Annotated in this window: 15 protein-coding genes and 4 tRNA genes; 7 read left to right on the forward strand and 12 right to left on the reverse strand. The window is 61.8% G+C overall.

Annotation, left to right across the window (positions count from 1 at the left end; all coding sequences use genetic code 11):
* Positions 1-129: 129 nt before the first annotated feature.
* Positions 130-744, forward strand: coding sequence for a LysE family translocator (locus tag ACX0MV_RS10495; protein ID WP_458982455.1), 615 nt, complete (start codon positions 130-132; stop codon positions 742-744).
* The gene (locus ACX0MV_RS10500) at positions 745-1932 is read left to right on the forward strand and encodes a benzoate/H(+) symporter BenE family transporter (RefSeq protein ID WP_458982456.1); all 1188 of its coding nucleotides are present in this window, start codon (positions 745-747) and stop codon (positions 1930-1932) included.
* A gap of 76 nt (positions 1933-2008) precedes the next feature.
* On the opposite strand, the gene ACX0MV_RS10505 is transcribed toward ACX0MV_RS10500, so the two are convergent.
* Complete coding sequence (locus ACX0MV_RS10505; protein WP_458982457.1) at positions 2009-2893, reverse strand: bile acid:sodium symporter family protein; 885 nt, start codon at positions 2891-2893, stop codon at positions 2009-2011.
* A 193-nt stretch (positions 2894-3086) separates the two neighbouring features.
* A complete protein-coding gene (locus ACX0MV_RS10510; RefSeq protein WP_458982458.1) occupies positions 3087-3848 on the reverse strand; it encodes an SDR family oxidoreductase in 762 nt (253 codons plus the stop codon).
* Between the two features lie 225 nt (positions 3849-4073).
* On the opposite strand from ACX0MV_RS10510, the gene ACX0MV_RS10515 reads away from it, so the two are divergent.
* A complete protein-coding gene (locus tag ACX0MV_RS10515) occupies positions 4074-5081 on the forward strand; it encodes an NADP-dependent oxidoreductase (protein ID WP_458982459.1) in 1008 nt (335 codons plus the stop codon).
* Positions 5082-5208: 127 nt separating this feature from the next.
* On the opposite strand, the gene ACX0MV_RS10520 is transcribed toward ACX0MV_RS10515, so the two are convergent.
* From ACX0MV_RS10520 to ACX0MV_RS10535, 4 genes are all read right to left on the reverse strand, one after another.
* On the reverse strand, positions 5209-8277 hold the full coding sequence (locus tag ACX0MV_RS10520) for an efflux RND transporter permease subunit (protein ID WP_458982460.1): 3069 nt from the start codon (positions 8275-8277) through the stop codon (positions 5209-5211).
* Positions 8274-9218, reverse strand: a complete 945-nt coding sequence (locus ACX0MV_RS10525) for an efflux RND transporter periplasmic adaptor subunit (RefSeq protein ID WP_458982800.1) — start codon at positions 9216-9218, stop codon at positions 8274-8276. The genes ACX0MV_RS10520 and ACX0MV_RS10525 overlap by 4 nt, the downstream gene beginning before the upstream one ends.
* 197 nt (positions 9219-9415) lie before the next feature.
* Positions 9416-10195 carry an ABC transporter permease gene (locus ACX0MV_RS10530; protein WP_458982801.1) on the reverse strand — a complete coding sequence of 260 codons (780 nt, stop codon included), beginning with the start codon at positions 10193-10195 and terminating at the stop codon, positions 9416-9418.
* Positions 10196-10206: 11 nt separating this feature from the next.
* The gene (locus ACX0MV_RS10535; RefSeq protein WP_458982461.1) at positions 10207-11139 is read right to left on the reverse strand and encodes an ABC transporter ATP-binding protein; all 933 of its coding nucleotides are present in this window, start codon (positions 11137-11139) and stop codon (positions 10207-10209) included.
* Between the two features lie 458 nt (positions 11140-11597).
* Here ACX0MV_RS10535 and ACX0MV_RS10540 point away from each other — a divergent pair, with 458 nt between their 5' ends.
* Positions 11598-14045 (forward strand): acyl-CoA dehydrogenase, encoded by a 2448-nt coding sequence (locus tag ACX0MV_RS10540; RefSeq protein ID WP_458982462.1) that lies wholly within the window; start codon positions 11598-11600, stop codon positions 14043-14045.
* A gap of 91 nt (positions 14046-14136) precedes the next feature.
* Positions 14137-14547 carry a PA2817 family protein gene (locus tag ACX0MV_RS10545; protein ID WP_458982463.1) on the forward strand — a complete coding sequence of 137 codons (411 nt, stop codon included), beginning with the start codon at positions 14137-14139 and terminating at the stop codon, positions 14545-14547.
* Positions 14548-14663: 116 nt separating this feature from the next.
* Here ACX0MV_RS10545 and ACX0MV_RS10550 read toward each other — a convergent pair.
* From ACX0MV_RS10550 to ACX0MV_RS10565, 4 genes are all read right to left on the reverse strand, one after another.
* A tRNA-Gly gene (locus ACX0MV_RS10550) sits at positions 14664-14739 on the reverse strand.
* 41 nt (positions 14740-14780) lie between these two features.
* Positions 14781-14856: transfer RNA gene (locus ACX0MV_RS10555), tRNA-Glu, on the reverse strand.
* Positions 14857-14923: 67 nt separating this feature from the next.
* Positions 14924-14999: transfer RNA gene (locus ACX0MV_RS10560), tRNA-Gly, on the reverse strand.
* Positions 15000-15024: 25 nt separating this feature from the next.
* A tRNA-Glu gene (locus ACX0MV_RS10565) sits at positions 15025-15100 on the reverse strand.
* A 217-nt stretch (positions 15101-15317) separates the two neighbouring features.
* On the opposite strand from ACX0MV_RS10565, the gene ACX0MV_RS10570 reads away from it, so the two are divergent.
* Both ACX0MV_RS10570 and ACX0MV_RS10575 read left to right on the forward strand, forming a co-directional pair.
* Positions 15318-16088, forward strand: a complete 771-nt coding sequence (locus ACX0MV_RS10570) for a hypothetical protein (protein WP_458982464.1) — start codon at positions 15318-15320, stop codon at positions 16086-16088.
* A gap of 71 nt (positions 16089-16159) precedes the next feature.
* The gene (locus tag ACX0MV_RS10575; protein ID WP_458982465.1) at positions 16160-16825 is read left to right on the forward strand and encodes a glutathione S-transferase family protein; all 666 of its coding nucleotides are present in this window, start codon (positions 16160-16162) and stop codon (positions 16823-16825) included.
* 19 nt (positions 16826-16844) lie between these two features.
* Here the strand turns inward: ACX0MV_RS10575 and ACX0MV_RS10580 are convergent, their stop codons facing one another.
* Positions 16845-17327 (reverse strand): GAF domain-containing protein, encoded by a 483-nt coding sequence (locus ACX0MV_RS10580; RefSeq protein WP_458982466.1) that lies wholly within the window; start codon positions 17325-17327, stop codon positions 16845-16847.
* Positions 17324-18214, reverse strand: a complete 891-nt coding sequence (locus ACX0MV_RS10585) for an ATP-binding protein (RefSeq protein ID WP_458982467.1) — start codon at positions 18212-18214, stop codon at positions 17324-17326. The genes ACX0MV_RS10580 and ACX0MV_RS10585 overlap by 4 nt, the downstream gene beginning before the upstream one ends.
* Positions 18215-18251: the final 37 nt, after the last annotated feature.

Below are 18251 nucleotides of genomic sequence, written 5' to 3' on the forward strand. Positions count from 1 at the left end.
GAAGTGGCGAGCCTAACCGCTCAAGCCTGCGGCGCCAATCGACTGTATCGCTCGATGCGCATCTGGCTGTACCGCGACGTCGGCCGGCGCTGCCCTTAAGGTGCATGCAACACCTGCGAGCGCCCGCCCATGACCACCGAACTGCTGATCGCCTTTATCGCCTTTGCTTTCGTCACCTCGGTGACGCCTGGGCCGAACAACATGATGCTGCTCGCTTCCGGGCTGAACTTCGGCCTGCGCCGCAGCCTGCCGCACATGCTCGGCATCAGCCTGGGCTTCATGGTGCTGGTGATGGCAGTCGGCTTGGGCCTTGGCCAGCTGTTCGAGCAGGTGCCGCTGCTCTACAGCATCCTGCGTTACGTGGGCGCGGCCTACCTGCTGTACCTGGCGTGGAAGATTGCCAACGCAGGCGCCCCCGATACCCAGGCCGGCGAGCGCGGCAAGCCGTTCAGCTTCCTTCAGGCCGCGGCCTTCCAGTGGGTCAACCCGAAGGCCTGGGTCATGGCCATCGGCGCGATCACCACCTACACGCCGCAGGAGAATTTCCTGGTCAACGTGCTGCTGATCGCCACGCTGTTCGCCCTGGTCAACTGCCCCAGCGTGGGCCTCTGGACGGTCGCCGGCAGCCTGTTGCGCAACTGGTTGAAAAACCCGCGGGTGCTGCGTGGCTTCAATATCGGCATGGCGCTGCTGCTGGTCAGCTCGCTCTACCCGATCTTCGCCGATGTGCGGGGAGTGCTGTAGATGGCCGACACCCGCCTGCGCCCGCTGGCCGACACCTCGACCTCGGCGGTGGTCGCCGGGTTTATCGCGATGCTCACCGGTTACACCAGCTCGCTGGTGCTGATGTTCCAGGCTGGTCAGGCCGCCGGGCTGAGCAGCGGGCAGATTTCCTCGTGGATCTGGGCACTGTCGATCGGCATGGCGCTGTGCTGCATTGGCCTGTCGCTGCGTTACCGCGCGCCAGTGATGATTGCCTGGTCGACGCCGGGTGCGGCGCTGCTGGTGACCAGCCTGCCCGGCGTGCCCTATGGTGAAGCGATTGGCGCCTACATCCTGGCCTCGGGGCTGATCGTCATCATTGGCCTGACGGGCACTTTCGACCGCCTGATGCGACGCATTCCCGGCTCAATTGCCGCAGCGCTGCTGGCCGGCGTGCTGTTCAAGATCGGCCTGGAAATCTGCGTGGCCGCCGAACAGCAGCCCTTGCTGGTGGTGGCAATGCTGCTCGCCTACCTGCTCGGCAAGCGCCTGCTGCCGCGCTATGCGGTGCTCGCCGCGCTGGTGGTGGGCTGCGTGCTGGCGGCGGTCATGGGCCTGCTTGATTTCACCCACTTCGAGCTGCAACTGGCCACTCCGGAATGGACCACGCCGAGCTTCTCCGTTGCCGCCGCAATCAGCATCGGCATTCCGCTGTTCATCGTCGCCATGGCTTCGCAGAACCTGCCGGGCATGGCCGTTCTGCGTGCCAATGGCTATGACGTGCCGGCCTCGCCGCTGCTCACCACCACCGGCCTGACCTCGATGCTGCTGGCGCCGTTCGGCGCCCATGGGATCCATATGGCCGCGATCAGCGCGGCGATCTGCGCCGGCCCGGAAGCCCATGAAGACCCGCGCAAGCGTTACACCGCAGCGGTCTGGTGCGGCCTGTTCTACGGCATTGCAGGAATCTTCGGCGCCACGCTTGCGGCGCTGTTTGCCGCCCTGCCCAAGGCGCTGATCCTGTCGATCGCGGCCCTGGCGCTGTTCGCCTCGATCATTGGCGGGTTGACCCAGGCCATGAGCGAACCCAAGGAGCGCGACGCGGCGCTGATCACCTTTCTGGTGACGGCCTCGGGCATGAGCCTGTTCTCGGTTGGCTCGGCGTTCTGGGGGATCGTTGCCGGCCTGGCGACACTGGCGATACTCAAATGGGGCAAGCGCGAGGCGTAAGCCGTACTCCCCTCTGCATCCCTGCAGATCTTAAAAAAAAGCGCCCTGGGCGCTTTTTTATTGCCGAACAAAACATTCAGCGCTCCGCAGCCAGCTGCTTACCGTGGGCAAGGTTCACCCACCAGCCAAATGCTGCCGCCGTGAAGAACATGATGATGCTGTAGATCGCCGCGGGAATCGCCATGGCCGGGTTGTTCAGCAGCATCGGGCTGAGCGCCAGGGCGATGGCCAGGGTGCCGTTGTGAATGCCGATCTCCATGCCGATGGCGATCGCCTGGCGCAGGCTCAGCTTGAGCAGCCGCGGCACGTAGTAGCCCACCGCCAGGCTGATCAGATTGAACGCCAGGGCAGCGCCACCCACGATTGGCGCGTAGTCGAGAAACGTCTGCCAGTCCTTGGCCACCGCAAGCAGAACGATGACCAGCAGGAACAGCGCCGAAACGATCTTCACCGGCTTCTGCATGCGCTCGGCAAAGCCCGTGAAGCGGCTGCGAATCCAGATGCCGATGGCAACCGGGCCGAGGACAATGGCGAACACCTGCATCACCTTGGCAAATTGCAGGGGGATCGCCTGGTCACCTTCCATGAAATGGGCCAGCGACAGGTTGACGATCAGCGGCATGGTCAGCACCGCGATCACCGAGTTCACCGCAGTCAGCGTAATGTTCAAGGCCACGTCGCCATGGGCCAGATGGCTGTAGAGATTGGCCGTGGTGCCACCTGGCGAGGCGGCCAGCAGCATCAGGCCCACCGCCAGCGCAGGCGCCAGACCGAACGCCTTGGCCAAAAAGAAACACACCACCGGCAACAGCAGCAGCTGGCAGACCAGGCCGATCAGCACCGGCTTGGGAAACTTCACCACCCGGGCGAAATCCGCCAGGGTCAGCGACAGGCCCAGGCCGAGCATGATGATGCCCAGGGCCGCAGGCAGAAAATAGATCAACAGGGGGTCGGCAGTCATGGCGGCGCTACTCCAGGTGAACGCGCAGGTCGGGCAAGAACGGCAGGCGATTCTTGCCCAGCGCAGCGGCGCGCCGCAGTGACTTTGGTGGCCAATCAGGTGAGCATGGAAACCACCTACAAAAAAGGCGCCCAGAGGACGCCTTTTTCGGTGCTAACCGTGTTTTAACGCCGGCCGACCGACGTTCAGCTTCCTAGATCGCCGTGGCACCGCCGTCGACGGCCAGCGCCTGGCCAGTGGTGAAGGCGGCGTTGTCGCAGCACAGGTAGAGCACCGCGGTGGCGATCTCCTCGACCTTGCCAATGCGCCCTACCGGGTGCATCGCGGCGGCAAACTCGGCCTTGCGCGGGTCCGCCTCGTAGGCGCGACGGAACATGTCGGTATCGATTACCGCCGGGCATACGGCGTTGACCCGCAGTTTCTTCTTCGCGTATTCCACCGCAGCGGATTTGGTCAGACCGATCACCGCATGCTTGGAGGCGGCGTAGATGCTCATCTTGGGCGCCGCGCCCAGGCCGGCGACCGACGCGGTGTTGACGATGGCGCCACCACCCTGGGCCAGGATCAATGGGATCTGGTGCTTCATGCACAGCCACACGCCCTTGACGTTGACGCCCATGATGGCGTCGTACTCCGCCTCGCTGCCCTCGGCAAGCTTGCCCTTTTCAATCTCGATGCCGGCGTTGTTGAAGGCGTAATCGAGGCGCCCGTAAGCCGCAAGAGTACGCTCCATGAGCACCTTCACTTCGGCATCGCGGGTTACGTCGCAGCGCACGAACAACGCCTCGCCACCCGCAGCGCGGATCAGCTCGACCGTACCCTCGCCCCCTTGCACATCCACGTCCGAGACCACCACCTTGAGGCCTTCATTGGCGAACGCCTGCGCAGTGGCGCGGCCGATGCCCGCAGCGCCGCCAGTTACCAGGGCAACCTGGCCGGAAAAGGTGAAACTCATGGGTATGTCCTCGCGAGGGTTGGGGTCGATACGAAGTCTAGCCACCCGCTTGCGGCTGAGGCAGCACTATCAGGCTGCCAGTGATGGCTTCATCCAAAATAATGATTAACCACCCCAGGGCGCTATCACCCCAATGGATTAACCTTCATTCGAATACCGGGCAACGCTTGCCCAGCGGCCGGCAAAGGTCTATCACCAGGCTTTCCATTTAACGAGTAGCCCGCCATGAACGCCCCAATCAACCGTCAATTCCTCCTCGCCCAGCGCCCGGTAGGCCTGCCTAGCCGGGAAACCTTCAGCTATGTCGAGACCGCCCTTGGCGAACCCGGCCCTAGTCAGGTACTGGTGAAAAACGCCTACCTGTCCCTCGACCCGGCGATGCGTGGCTGGATGAATGATGCCAAGTCCTACATTCCGCCGGTCGGTCTCGGCGAGGTGATGCGCGCCCTGGGCGTTGGCGAAGTGATTGCCTCGCAGCACCCCGACTTCGCCGTGGGCGACCACGTAAACGGCGCCCTCGGCGTGCAGGATTATTTCCTCGGCGAGCCCAAGGGCTTCTACAAGGTAGACCCCAAGCGCGCGCCGCTGCCGCTGTACCTGTCCGCCCTGGGCATGACCGGCATGACCGCTTATTTTGCCCTGCTCGATGTCGGCGCGCCGAAAGCCGGTGAAACCGTGGTGATTTCCGGCGCGGCCGGTGCGGTCGGCAGCATTGCCGGACAGATCGCCAAGCTCAAGGGTTGCCGCGTGGTCGGCATCGCGGGTGGCGCGGACAAGTGCAAGTTCCTGATCGACGAGCTGGGTTTCGACGGTGCCATCGATTACAAGAACGAAGACGTGATCGCCGGCCTCAAGCGCGAGTGCCCGAAAGGCGTGGACGTGTACTTCGATAACGTCGGCGGCGACATTCTCGATGCCGTGCTCACCCGCCTGGCCTTCAAGGCGCGGGTGATCATCTGCGGCGCGATCAGCCAGTACAACAACAAGCAGGCGGTCAAAGGCCCGGCCAACTACCTCAACCTGCTGGTCAACAGCGCGCGCATGGAAGGCATGGTGGTAATGACGTATGCCCCGCGCTTCGCCGAGGCGGCTGCGGAGATGGGCGGCTGGCTGGCTGCTGGCAAGCTGAAATCCAAGGAAGACATCGTCAGCGATCTGACCACCTTCCCGGAAACCCTGCTCAAGCTGTTCAGCGGCGAGAACTTCGGCAAGCTGGTGCTAAAGGTGCGCTAACGCGCCGCCAACCCGAAAAAATCATATGTTTATCGTAGGGCGGACATGCCGCAGGCTTGTCCGCCATCTGAGCTGCTGCTGGTGGACAAGGCATCGCCATGTCCACCCTACGCAAGCGTCTCGGGCGCTAGATCGCTAGCAACTCCTCATCCTTCTGCTTAAGCGGCCGCCAGCGGCGCAGCAGCATATACAGCGTCGGAATGACGAACAGGGTGAAGAAGGTACCGACCAGCAGGCCGCCAACGATCACCAGGCCGATCTGCTGGCGGCTTTCTGCACCGGCACCGGTGGCGATCGCCAGCGGCAACGAGCCGAGCACCATTGCCCCGGTCGTCATCAGAATCGGCCGCAAGCGCTGCACCGATGCCTCAATGACCGCCGCACGCACTTCATGGCCCTTGCGCAGCAGCACATTGGCGAATTCGACGATCAGAATGCCGTGCTTGGTGATCAAGCCAATCAGGGTGACCAAGCCGATCTGCGAATAGATATTCAAGGTGCCACCGAAGATCATTAACGCCATCAACGCCCCGGCCATCGACAGCGGCACGCTGAACAGAATGATCAGCGGGTCGGTGAAGCTTTCGAACTGCGCCGCCAGCACCAGAAAGATGAACGCCAGTGCCAAGGCAAATATCAGCGCAATGCCGGAACTGGACTCCTTGAAATCCCGGGAAATACCGGTGTAGTCGTACTGGGTCTCGGGTGGGAACACATCGCGGGCGGTGTTTTCCAGGTACGCCAGCGCTTCGCCCAGGGTATAGCCGCTGCCGACGTTGGCGCTCACCGTCACCGCACGCAGCTGGTTGAAGTGATTGAGCTCGCGCGGCGATACCGTTTCCCGCACGTCGATCAGGTTGGAGAGCTGCACCATGCTCTCGTCGCGGCCGCGCACATAGACCCGGTCCAGATCGCTCGGATTGCTCCGGTCGATGCCTTCAAGTTGCACCATCACGTCGTACTGCTCGCCGTTCTGCTTGAAGCGCGTCACCTGACGGCTGCCGAATAGGCTTTCCAGGCTGCGGCCGATGGTGGCGACATCGGTGCCGACCGAAGTGGCCTGCTCGCGGTTGATCGCCACCTTGAGCTGCGGTGCGTTGAGTTTCAGGTCGCTGTCGAGGCTTTCCAGGCCCGGGTATTCGCGCAGCGTATTCAACAGTTCGTCCACATAACCCTGCAGCTCGGCGTATTCCATCGACGAACGAATCACCAGGTTGACCGGCTGGTTGCGCGAACTCTGCCCCAGCGGCGGCCGGTTGACAGGGAAGGCCCGCACGCCGGCAATTTCCTGGAACTTGGGCAGCAACTGATTGCGTATCTCGAACTGGCTGCGCGTGCGCTCGGCCCAGTCTTCGAGCTTCATGAACGAGATGCCCTGGGCCACGGTCGGGAACCCGGCGATCACCATGTAGCGGTTGGTTTCCGGGATTTCCGCATAGGCGGCCTCGATTTCCTCGGCATAGCGACCGGTGTAATTGATCGTGGCGCCATCGGGGCCATTGAAGATACCCACGATGGTGCCGGTGTCCTCAGTAGGTGCAAGCTCCGACTTGAGGGTGGAAAACAGCAGCAGGCAGGCCACGATCGTCACCAGCAACACGCCCACCACCAGTACCCAGGCATTCAGGGCACGGGCCAGCAGATGCTTGTAGCGGTACGTCAAACCGTCGAGAAACCCTTCGATCAGGTTGTAGACCCGACTGTGCTGCTGGTTGGCCTGGTGCGGCTTGAGCAGCAGCGCGCACATCATCGGCGTCAGGGTCAGGGCGACGAAGCCCGACACCAGCACCGCGCCGGCCAGGGTCCAGGCAAACTCGGTGAACAGTTTGCCCGTGGTGCCCTGCATGAAGCCGATCGGGGCAAACACCGCGGCCAGGGTCATGGTCATGGCAATGACCGCAAAAGCGATTTCGCGGCTGCCGGTGAGCGCCGCCTGCAGCGGTTTCATGCCCTCCTCAATGTGCCGGTGGATGTTCTCCAGCATGACGATGGCGTCATCCACCACCAGGCCAATGGCCAGCACCATCGCCAGCAGGGTCAGGGTATTGATGGTGAAGCCCATCAGCGACATCAGGGCGAACGCGCCGATCAGCGAGACCGGAATGGTCACCAGCGGAATGAGGGTAGCGCGCAGCGAGCGCAGGAAGATGAAGATGATCAGGATGACCAGCGCCACCGCTTCCCAGATGGTGATGAAGACGTTGTCGATGGACTCGCGGATAAACAGCGAGCTGTCGTTGGCGACCGCCATCTGCATGCCTTCCGGGAGCAGTTCGCGTACATCGGCCATGGCTGCGTTCAGGCCATCGGAGATGTCCAGCGGGTTGGCCGTGGCCTGCTTGATCATGCCCATGGATACCGCGGGCTTGCCGTTGTAGCGGACGATGCTGCGCTCGTCTTCGGCGCCGATCTCGGCGTAGCCGACATCCGCCAGGCGCAGCAGGTAGCCACGGGAGTCATCGAGAATCAGCTGATTGAATTGCTCGGCGGTGTTCAGGTCGGTTTCCGAAAGCACGGTGAATTCGCGCTCTTCGGATTCGATGCGCCCCGCAGGAATCTCCACGTTCTGCCGCCGCAGCGCGTTCTCGACGTCCTGCACGGTGAGGTTGTGCGCCGCCAGTTTCTCCGGGTCCAGCCAGATGCGCATGGCGAACGTGCGCGCACCGCGGATCTGCACTTCGGATACGCCGGGAATGGTCTGCAGGCGGTCCTTGACCACCCGCTCCAGCACGTCGGTGATTTCCATCGCGCTGTAGCGCTCGCTGTAGAACGCCAGCCAGATGACCGGCTGGGCATCCGCTTCGACCTTCTGCACGATGGGCTCGTCGATTTCATCGGGCAATAGCCCGCGAACCCGCCCGAGACGATCGCGCACATCATTGGCGGCTTCATCCGGGTTGCTGCCCAGGCGGAACTGCGCAGTAATCTGGGTGTTTTCGGAGCGGCTGATGGAGCTGACGAAATCCAGACCATCAATCCCGGACAGCACGTCCTCAATCGGCTGGGCGACCTGCGACTCCATGATTTCCGGACTGGCGCCGGGGTAGATGACGTTGACCGTGACGATCGGCACGTCGATGTTCGGGTACTCGCGCACAGCGAGCCGGTCGTAGGCCATCAGCCCGAGCAGCACCACGATCAATGACAATACAGTGGCAAATACCGGCCGCCGGATGCAGATATCCGACAGCGTCATGGCGCGCTCTCCACCGCCTTAGTGCGCACCGCCATGCCTTCGCGGACTTTCTGCCAGCCGGCGCTGATGAGGGTTTCATTGCCCTGCAGACCCTCGCGAATTTCAACTACGCCGTCCATGCGCTTGCCGATCTTCACAGCCCGCAGTTCGACCTTGCCGTCCACCACACTGTTGACGAACAGCTGTTCGCCGACCGGCATGATCGCTTCCTCGGGGATCACCAGGGCATTGGGACGCTCGGCGAGAATCACCGACACCTTGACGAACTGGCCGGGGTTTAGCCGGCCTTCGGAGTTGTCGAGGGTGGCGCGAATCGCCTGGCTGCGCCCGGCTTCGTCAAGGCGCGGGTTGATCGCGGAAATCTCACCGTTGAAGCGCTCGCCCGGATAGGCATCCAGGCTGATCTCGATGACCTGGCCGACGTGTACCTGACTCACCGCTTTCTGCGGAATGCGAAAGTCGACCTTGAGCGGATCAAGCACCTCCAGGTTGACGATGTCCTGTCCTTCGCTGAGGTAATCACCGGGGCTGACCTGGCGAAGGCCGAGCACGCCGTCGTAGGGGGCGACGATCCGGGTCTTATCCAGGCGGGCCTGGGACAACGCCAGGCTGGCACGCGCCGCCTGCTGCTGCGCGCTGGCCTCGTCAAGCGCCTGGGCATTGCTGGCGCCGCGCTTGAATAGCATCTGTGAGCGCTGAAAGTTCTTCTCGGCCAGATTGAGGTTGGCGCGCGCCTGGGCGAACTCGGCACGGGCGATCGCGTCATCCAGGCTCACCAGCAACGCGCCGGCCTTGACGGCCTGGCCCTCGCGAAAATGCAGCTCGGCCAGGCGCCCGGCGATCTCCGGGCGAATCATCACCGACTCGTCCGAACGCAATGAACCGAAGGTCACCAGCTCATCGCGTACCAGGGTTTTCTCCGCTTGTACGACCTCGACCATCGGCCCTTCATTGGCCAGAACCTGGCTAGCCAAAACCTGAGTTCCAGCCAGGCAAAGCAGCCACAACGATGCGCCAAGCCATGCATGCGGACGGGAAAACATATACAACCCCTAATCGTTTGTAGAGGCCGAGTTTAACGGCGGCCCCGTGCTATCAGCCGTTAAAAATGTTTCCCGATATGAGCTTCAGATGCGCACTACTGACGCATACCGCGACCGCTGACCAACAAGCGTATGCACACGCCATAGAGCACCGCCGTGGCGACCAGCATGAAGGTGATGGCGACGCCGATGCGAATATCCGACACGCCGAGAATGCCGTAGCGGAAGGCGTTGACCATGTGCAGCACCGGGTTGGCCAGCGACACGGTCTGCCAGAACGCCGGCAGCAGGCTGATCGAATAGAACACCCCGCCCAGGTAGGTCAGCGGCGTCAGGACAAAGGTCGGGATGATTGAAATATCGTCGAAGTTGCGCGCGAACACCGCGTTGATGAAGCCGCCGAGGGAGAAGATAGTGGCGGTGAGCAACACCACCAGCACCGTCACACCCAGATGATGAACCTGCAGTTTGGTGAAAAACAGCGACAGCAACGTCACGATCAAGCCGACCGCCAGGCCACGCAGTACGCCGCCCACCACATAGCCGGTGAGGATGATGTGCGGCGACACCGGCGAGACCATCAGTTCTTCGATTGAACGCTGGAACTTGCTGCCGAAGAAGCTCGACACCACGTTGCCGTAGGAGTTGGTGATCACCGACATCATGATCAATCCTGGCACGATGTATTCCATGTAGCTGAAGCCGCCCATGTCGCCGATCTGCCGGCCGATCAGGTTTCCGAAGATGACGAAGTACAGAACCATGGTGATGGCTGGCGGCAGCAGGGTTTGCGGCCAGATGCGGGTGAATCGGCGGATTTCCCGGTAGACGATGGTGCGCAGCGCCACCAGGTTGGCGGCCCATTCGGAATTCAGATAAGCCGTGCTCATACCGCCACCTTGCCCAGGTTCTTTTCGACCAGGGAGACGAACAGCTCCTCCAGCCGGTTGGTTTTATTACGCAAGCTCTGCACCTCGATGTTCTGCAAGGCCAGCTGACGGAACAGCTCGGTAACGCCCTGGGCCTTGTCGACCTGGACTTCCAGGGTGTGGTGATCGAGCAGCTGAGCCGGATAGCCGATCAGTTGCGGCGGCACCAGCAGGGATTCTTTCAGGTCGAGCAGAAAGGTCTCCACGTGCAGCTTTTTCAGCAGCTCTTTCATGCTGGTGTTTTCGGCGATCCGACCGTGGTCGATGATGCCGATGTTGCGGCACAGTTGCTCCGCCTCTTCCAGGTAATGGGTGGTGAGAATGATGGTGATGCCCTGCTCGTTCAGCTCGCTGAGGAAGCTCCACATCGAACGGCGCAGTTCGATATCCACCCCTGCGGTCGGCTCATCGAGAATCAACAGACGCGGCTGGTGCACCAGGGCGCGGGCAATCATCAGGCGACGCTTCATGCCGCCGGACAGCTCGCGGGACGGTACGTCGTGCTTGCCCCACAACCCCAGCTGGTTGAGGTACTGCTCGGCGCGCTCCTTGGCGATTTTCGCCGGGATACCGTAGTAACCGGCCTGGGTCACGACGATGTCGAACGCCTTCTCGAACTGGTTGAAGTTGAACTCCTGGGGCACCACGCCCAGGCAGCGCTTGAGCGCCGACGGTTGCCGATCGAGGTCGTGACCGAACACGTTCACCGTGCCGCTGGTTTTGGTCACCAGGGTGGAAAGAATGCCGATGGTGGTGGATTTGCCGGCACCGTTGGGGCCGAGCAAGGCGAAGAAATCGCCCTCGGCCACATCCAGATCGATGCCATGCAGGGCCTGAAAGCCATTGTTGTAGGTTTTAGTCAACTGGCGGATGGACAGAGCAGTACTCATAAAAAGTGCACAGACCTAGGTAGGAAACAAAGAGGGTTGCGTCACATGCTCGGCTAAGCCGCGCAAGTCTAGCGTTTGAACCCTGACTGGCGCAGCCCGTTCCGGCATAAATCACGGCGAGTGGCAGAGGCGCAGCCTACCAGTGCAGTCGGCGGAAGAAACCCCGCGAGCCTTGATGATGTTAATCGAGCTCATCTATAAATCGCCTCCGCTTGCCAGCATGATCGCGGATTGTGGCGGGATATTTCAGCGAACTCCCCCAGCGCCAGGCGGTCACTATCGGGGAGCGGTTGGGCCGGAACCTCTGCAGCGGAATAATGCGCGGCACCGCTGCAGGCTAAACCCACTGCCTGATTCTCTTCGTTACGGCTCAGCCACACTTCACCGCCCTTGTCGCCCTGGCTGGCGACTACGCTTGTGACGGTGCTTTTCCGCACCGTCATCATGGAGGATTCCGCATGCTCGCTGTCTGGTTAATCGTATTGGTGCTCGGCACGGCCTACCTGGCCCATGTGCGCATGGCGCCGCTGCCCGCTGTCGGCATCGTCGCCGCCTACCTGCTGCTGATGGGCGCATTCGGCGATGCACCCGCCTGGTTGATGGTCATCCTGTGGCTGCTGGTGGTCGCGGTGGCCCTGCCGCTGGCCTTTCCCGAGCAACGCCGCAAGTTGTTCAGCGCGCCGATGTTCGCCTGGTTTCAGCGCGTGCTGCCGCCAATGTCGGAAACCGAGCGCGACGCAATCGAGGCCGGCACCGTCTGGTGGGATGGCGAGCTGTTTAGCGGCCGGCCGAACTGGGACACCCTGCTGGCCTACCCGCGAGCGCAGCTGACGGAAGAGGAACAGGCCTTTATCGACGGCCCCACCGAAGAACTCTGTGCCATGGTCAGCGACTGGCAGATCGGCCAGCAGATGGATCTGCCACCCGAAGCCTGGGCGCACATCAAGGCCCACGGCTTCTTCGCCCTGATCATCCCCAAGCAATACGGCGGCAAGGGGTTTTCTGCCTATGCCCATTCGCAGGTGGCGATGAAACTGGCCACCCGCAGCGGTGACCTGGCCTCCACCGTGATGGTGCCCAACTCCCTCGGCCCCGCGGAGCTGCTGCTGCACTACGGTACTGAGGAGCAGCGCAATCACTACCTGCCGCGCCTGGCCAGCGGCCAGGACATCCCCTGCTTCGCCCTTACCGGCCCGCTGGCCGGCTCCGATGCCGGCGCCATGCCGGACAGCGGGATCATCTGCAAGGGCCAATGGCAAGGCGAGGAAGTCATCGGCCTGCGCCTGACCTGGGAAAAGCGCTACATCACCCTGGGTCCGGTCGCTACCCTGCTTGGGCTGGCCTTCAAGGCCTACGACCCCGATCACCTGCTTGGCGACGAGGAAGACCTGGGCATCAGCCTGGCACTGATCCCGACTGAAACCCCTGGCGTGGAAATTGGCCGCCGTCACCTGCCACTTGGCGCGGCATTCATGAATGGTCCGAACTCGGGCAAGGACGTATTCATTCCGCTCGACTACCTGATTGGCGGGCAGGCGATGCTCGGCAAGGGCTGGATGATGCTGATGAACTGCCTGTCGGTCGGCCGTTCCATCTCCCTGCCCGCCGTGGGCACGGGCGCGGCCAAGTTCACCAGCCTGGTGACTGGCCAGTACAGTCAGGTACGCGAGCAGTTCAATGTGCCGCTGGCCGCCTTCGAAGGCATCCAGGAAGCCCTGGCGCGCATTGGCGGCAACGCGTGGCTGATGGACAGCGCACGCATACTGACCGCCAATGCGGTGGATCTGGGTGAAAAACCCTCGGTGTTGTCGGCCATCCTCAAATACCACCTGACCGAGCGCGGCCGCGAGTGCATCAGCCATGCGATGGACGTGCATGGCGGCAAGGGCATCATCATGGGGCCGAACAACTACCTCGCGCGGTCCTGGCAGGGCGCGCCCATCTTCATCACGGTGGAAGGCGCCAACATCCTGTCGCGCAACCTGATGATCTTCGGTCAGGGGGCGATTCGCTGCCATCCTTACGTACTCAAGGAAATGGCCCTGGCCGGACGCGAAGACCAGGATCAGGCGCTGCTCGAATTCGACGACCTGCTGCTGCAACACATCGGTTTTGCCGTCAGCAATGCCGCCAGCACCTTGATTCTCAGCCTCGGTTTCGGGGGGTTCAACAGCGTACCCGGCGATAGTTTGGCGCGCCCGTATTTCCGCGCCCTCAACCGTCTCGCTGCGGCCTTCGCTCTGCTCGCCGACACCAGCATGATGCTGCTAGGCGGCGAGTTGAAACGCCGCGAACGGCTGTCCGCCCGGCTGGGCGACGTGCTCAGCCATTTGTATCTGGCATCGGCGGCGCTCAAGCGTTATCACGACCTCGGCCATCCAGAACACTCCCGCGTGATGCTCTGCTGGGCCATGGAAGAAAGCCTCGGTCATGCGGAGCAGGCACTCGACGAGCTGCTCAGCAACTTTCCCTCCAGGCTGCTGGGCTGCGCCCTGCGGGTACTGGTATTCCCCTTCGGCCGTCGCCACAACGGGCCTAGCGATGAACTGGACGCGCAAGTGGCGGCGATCATCGGTCGCGACCGAGGCGATCCTGCCCTTGAAGAGTTGCTCACCGGTTGCTACCGGCCGCAAGCCGAACAAGACCCTGTGGGCGCATTGCAGCACGCCAAGGATCTGCTGCGTACCGCCCAACCGGCTCGCAAGAAGCTGCACCAGGCGCTGAAAGCTGGCCAGCTAAGCGAGCTGCCAGGGCAAAACCTGATCGATGCGGGCCTCGTCGCAGGGACGCTGAGTGCGGACGAGGCCAACAGCCTGCGTCAGGCCGAAGCTGCGCGGCGCGTAGTGATCGACGTGGATGATTTCGCCAAGGATGAAATCACCCTCACCCCGGGGCAGATTCGCTAACGCGGCGCGTTCGCGGGCTGGATAACCCATCGGGACAGCGGGCGCACGGAGCTTTATACTCCGGCGCCCGTTTTTCCTTGAGAGCATCGTCATGGCCAACGCCCACCTCGATCATCACATCGCCCTGCTTAATCACCTGCGCACCATCCTGGTTGCCCTGGGTGAGGCCGAACAGATTCTCGACGACAGCCATGCGATGTACCTGGAGCGTTACGACGAGCTGCTGGCCGAACTGCCGGACAACCCGGAAGCCAGCCTCTACCTCGGTCAGGATCTGATCAGCCAGTTGTTCCAGCGGTACCCGCAGATTGCCCACCTGGTACCGCGCGACCTGCTCTGGTTCTTTGGCGGCGACTGCCTGCACTTTATGCCGGATGAGGAGATCGAGCTGTACCAGGCCCTTGAAGACCGGCGCTTCTATGCACTGGAAAATGACGAACCGTTCGACTGGAACCAGGAAAAACAGCTCCTGGCGATGCCTGCACAAGGCAGCAAGCACTGAATCAGCAGCCCGCGGTGACACGTGCGGGCCTTGCTCCCATGATTTTTTCAGAAATCGCAGAAACGAAAACGCCGCTCAATGAGCGGCGTTTTCGTTACTTTCTATTGAAAGAAAAATGGAGCGGGAAACGAGACTCGAACTCGCGACCCCGACCTTGGCAAGGTCGTGCTCTACCAACTGAGCTATTCCCGCGTTTGCAACATGCTGCAGCCAACTGAGCTGCAACACTGTAATGGCGTCCCCTAGGGGACTCGAACCCCTGTTACCGCCGTGAAAGGGCGGTGTCCTAGGCCACTAGACGAAGGGGACCTGGAACTTTTACCAGCCTGCCGGCCGGTTGATCCAGACGCCGCTTCAAAGCGACGCCTGTAGAACTTGGAGCGGGAAACGAGACTCGAACTCGCGACCCCGACCTTGGCAAGGTCGTGCTCTACCAACTGAGCTATTCCCGCAATATTGCGCCACTGCTTTATAAAGTGGCGTCCCCTAGGGGACTCGAACCCCTGTTACCGCCGTGAAAGGGCGGTGTCCTAGGCCACTAGACGAAGGGGACGCAGCCCGGAACATGTGTCTACTTTCCGGCTTCCGACTCACCGCCATAGGCTGTGCGCTAGAAGTGGCGCGCATTCTATGTAGCCTTGCGGTGGTCGTCAACCTCTCTATGATTTTTTTCAAAATCAATAACTTCAGGCCAGATTAGGGCGTCGAGCTATCGGCTTGCCGGGTAACGCACTACACTCCGAGAAAACCAGCGCCGGAGAGATTGGTCGATGTCCCCACTCGTAATTACGTTGTTGATCGTAGGCGGCATCTTCATTCTGATCGCCATCGCATACATCAACAATATGGTCGAGAACAACAAACTCGAAAAGGCGCGCCTGAAAGCCGACCTGGCTGATCGGGTTCGCCGCTGCGCTGATGTGTCCGACGCATTGCCCGGTCAGTTGGTAAGCCCGCAACTCAAGCTGATGCTGAGCCGCCTGCAACTGCACTTCAACGAGCGCTTGCTGCTTCTGGACAAGAACAACGCCCAGTTCAAGGCCAAGGTTGGCGAGCTGCAGCGACTCATCGCCCTCGGCGAATCGATACCAGTCAGCAACCCGCCACAAAAGATCATGACCGAGGCCAAGGCCAAGGAAGTGCGCTTTCAGCTCGAAAACCTACACAACCTGATTACCCGCTCCGCTCGCGACGGCGTGCTTGCCGCCAAGGAAGCCCAGCATTGGGTGAAGGAAGTCCAGCACATGCTGGTTCAGTTACATATCGAATTTTTCAGCAACCTGGGACTGCAGGCGGTTCAGCAGAACCAGCCTGGTCAGGCACGCCTGGCATTAGAGCGCGGCGTGCAGTACCTGCGCAAGCAAGCCGACCCGGCTCGCTATCAGGCGGACCTGCAGCGCATGGACAGCCATCTGGCCCGGGCCAACGCCATGGTCCTGGACAAGAGCCAGCCCGCATCTGCCGGGGAAAGCGAGCTTACCCAGGGACTCAGCTCGCTGGAAACCGAAGAAGACTGGAAGAAAAAGACCCTCTACGACTGATCGCATGCCTTCGCCATATCCGCCCTGCCTGTCCTTCTATTGACTGGACCTTCTATTGATTGGAGAAACCGATGAGCGTAACGCTTTACGGCGCCCCGCTGTCGCCATTTGTACGGAAAGTACGGCTTGTCCTTGCCGAGAAAGGTATCGCGTACCAGCTGGAAGTTGTTCTGCCGTTTGGCCAGCAGCCCGACTGGTACCGCGAGCTCAATCCACTAGGACGCATCCCGGCGTTAAAAGATGGCGACCTATGCCTCGCGGACTCCAGCGTGATCTGCCAATACCTCGACGACCAATATCCCGATCAGGCGTCATTGCTTGGCCACAGCGCCGAACAGCGCGCCCAGGTGCGCTGGCTGGAGAAATACGCCGACTATGAGCTGGCGCCCCTGAGCACCTTCACCGTGTTCCGCAATCGCTTGCTGAAACCGAGCATGGGTCAGGAGTGCGATGAGCAGGCCGTACAACAGGCATTGACCGAAAAGCTGCCGCCACACTTCGATTACCTGGAACGGACCCTGGGTAATGCCGATTACTTTGTCGGAACCAGCATGACGCTCGCCGACCTGGCATTCGCTTGCCAGATGGTCAACATGGAGCATGGCGGTGAGACCCTCGATGCGCAGCGCTGGCCCAATCTGGCCGCGCTCTATCAGCGCATCAAGGCGCGGCCGACGATGCAGGACATCCTGCCGCGCGAGCAAAAGACTGTAGCCAAGATAAGCGTGCCGCGCTGAGCGCAACGGCTTGGCGGTATCAGCAGTCGCTCGACTGCAGAAAGATGGCCGCCAAACGCTCGATGCCCGCCTGATCCGCCGCTGTGAAGCGCGCGGTTTTCGGACTGTCCAGATCCAGCACCCCAAGCAAACGCCCCGCCTTGACCAGCGGCACAACCAGTTCGCTATTGGACGCGCTGTCGCAGGCGATATGGCCGGCGAACTGATGCACGTCGTCGACCCGCTGGGTTTCCCGCGTGGCCGCAGCCACGCCGCAGACGCCTCGCCCGAAGGGAATGCGGACGCAGGCCAATTTGCCCTGAAACGGCCCCAGCACCAGCTCTTCGCCGCGCGCCAGGTAGAAACCCGCCCAGTTCAGGTCCGCCAGTTCCTGAAACAGAAACGCCGAAAACTGCGCGGCGTTAGCGATGAAATCGCGCTCGCCGGCGAGCAGCGCTTCCAATTGCGCCGCCAGCAGCGAGTAACCGTCCAACCCGCGCCCCGTGTGTTGTAGATCAATCATGCTGAGGTTCCCAGTAGCTTTAGCCCAACCCATTGGCGGGCGAATTGATAGGCGCAGCGGCCGTTGCGATTGCCCCGCCCGAGTGCCCAGCGAATGGCAGATTTCTCCAGTTCCTCATCCCACGCCCAGATGAGCCCGACCTGCGCTGCCTGAACCTCGACCCAGTGGCGTACCACATCGAGAAAATGTTCCTGGGTGAAGGGGTAGAAGGACAGCCACAAACCAAAGCGATCAGACAGAGCGATCTTGTCCTCCACCGCTTCGTTGGGGTGCAGTTCGCCGTCAATCATCTGCCAATGCTCGTTATCGCTCTGCTTCTCAGGCACCAGGTGCCTGCGATTGGAGGTGGCGTACAGCAGCACATTTTCTGGCGCGCGCTCCAGCGAGCCATCCAGCACGCTCTTCAGTACCCGATAATCGCCCTCGCCTGCCTCGAACGACAGGTCGTCGCAGAACAGCACGAAGCGCTGCGGCGACGCGCTCACCAGCTCGACGATCCTCGGCAGGTCGGCCAGGTGATCGCGCTCGATCTCGATCAGGCGCAGGCCCGCCGCGGCATGCTCGCTCAACAGCGCACGTACCAAGGATGACTTTCCGGTGCCCCGCGCGCCCCACAGCAACGCGTGATTGGCCGGCATGCCCTGAACGAACTGCCGGGTATTGCGACTCAACTGCTCGCGTTGCTTATCCACCCCGATCAGATCATCAAGACCAATGTCCAGGCTGATCTGCAACGGTTGCAGAAACCCGCTGCGGCCCTCACGGTGCCAACGTGCAGCCAGGCTCTGCTGCCAGTCCACCACGGCCCTTGACGCCGGCAACAAGGGTTCGATGCGGTCGAGTACGCTCTCCACACGCTGCAAAAAGCTGTTCAAACGCGAATCCACGGTTTGCTCCTTGGGTTGCAAGCCTGTGACAGCCTAT

The organism is Pseudomonas cistanchae (genome assembly GCF_054483635.1).

What these genes read in the sequence shown, in the direction of transcription:
- ACX0MV_RS10580 (WP_458982466.1), bottom strand. Translation starts at nt 17,327, where the DNA reads ATGATTGATCTACAACACACGGGGCGCGGGTTGGACGGTTACTCGCTG.
- ACX0MV_RS10520 (WP_458982460.1), bottom strand. Translation starts at nt 8,277, where the DNA reads ATGACGCTGTCGGATATCTGCATCCGGCGGCCGGTATTTGCCACTGTA.
- ACX0MV_RS10500 (WP_458982456.1), top strand. Translation starts at nt 745, where the DNA reads ATGGCCGACACCCGCCTGCGCCCGCTGGCCGACACCTCGACCTCGGCG.
- ACX0MV_RS10515 (WP_458982459.1), top strand. Translation starts at nt 4,074, where the DNA reads ATGAACGCCCCAATCAACCGTCAATTCCTCCTCGCCCAGCGCCCGGTA.
- ACX0MV_RS10570 (WP_458982464.1), top strand. Translation starts at nt 15,318, where the DNA reads ATGTCCCCACTCGTAATTACGTTGTTGATCGTAGGCGGCATCTTCATT.
- ACX0MV_RS10545 (WP_458982463.1), top strand. Translation starts at nt 14,137, where the DNA reads ATGGCCAACGCCCACCTCGATCATCACATCGCCCTGCTTAATCACCTG.
- ACX0MV_RS10525 (WP_458982800.1), bottom strand. Translation starts at nt 9,218, where the DNA reads ATGGTCGAGGTCGTACAAGCGGAGAAAACCCTGGTACGCGATGAGCTG.
- ACX0MV_RS10495 (WP_458982455.1), top strand. Translation starts at nt 130, where the DNA reads ATGACCACCGAACTGCTGATCGCCTTTATCGCCTTTGCTTTCGTCACC.
- ACX0MV_RS10575 (WP_458982465.1), top strand. Translation starts at nt 16,160, where the DNA reads ATGAGCGTAACGCTTTACGGCGCCCCGCTGTCGCCATTTGTACGGAAA.
- ACX0MV_RS10505 (WP_458982457.1), bottom strand. Translation starts at nt 2,893, where the DNA reads ATGACTGCCGACCCCCTGTTGATCTATTTTCTGCCTGCGGCCCTGGGC.
- ACX0MV_RS10535 (WP_458982461.1), bottom strand. Translation starts at nt 11,139, where the DNA reads ATGAGTACTGCTCTGTCCATCCGCCAGTTGACTAAAACCTACAACAAT.
- ACX0MV_RS10540 (WP_458982462.1), top strand. Translation starts at nt 11,598, where the DNA reads ATGCTCGCTGTCTGGTTAATCGTATTGGTGCTCGGCACGGCCTACCTG.
- ACX0MV_RS10510 (WP_458982458.1), bottom strand. Translation starts at nt 3,848, where the DNA reads ATGAGTTTCACCTTTTCCGGCCAGGTTGCCCTGGTAACTGGCGGCGCT.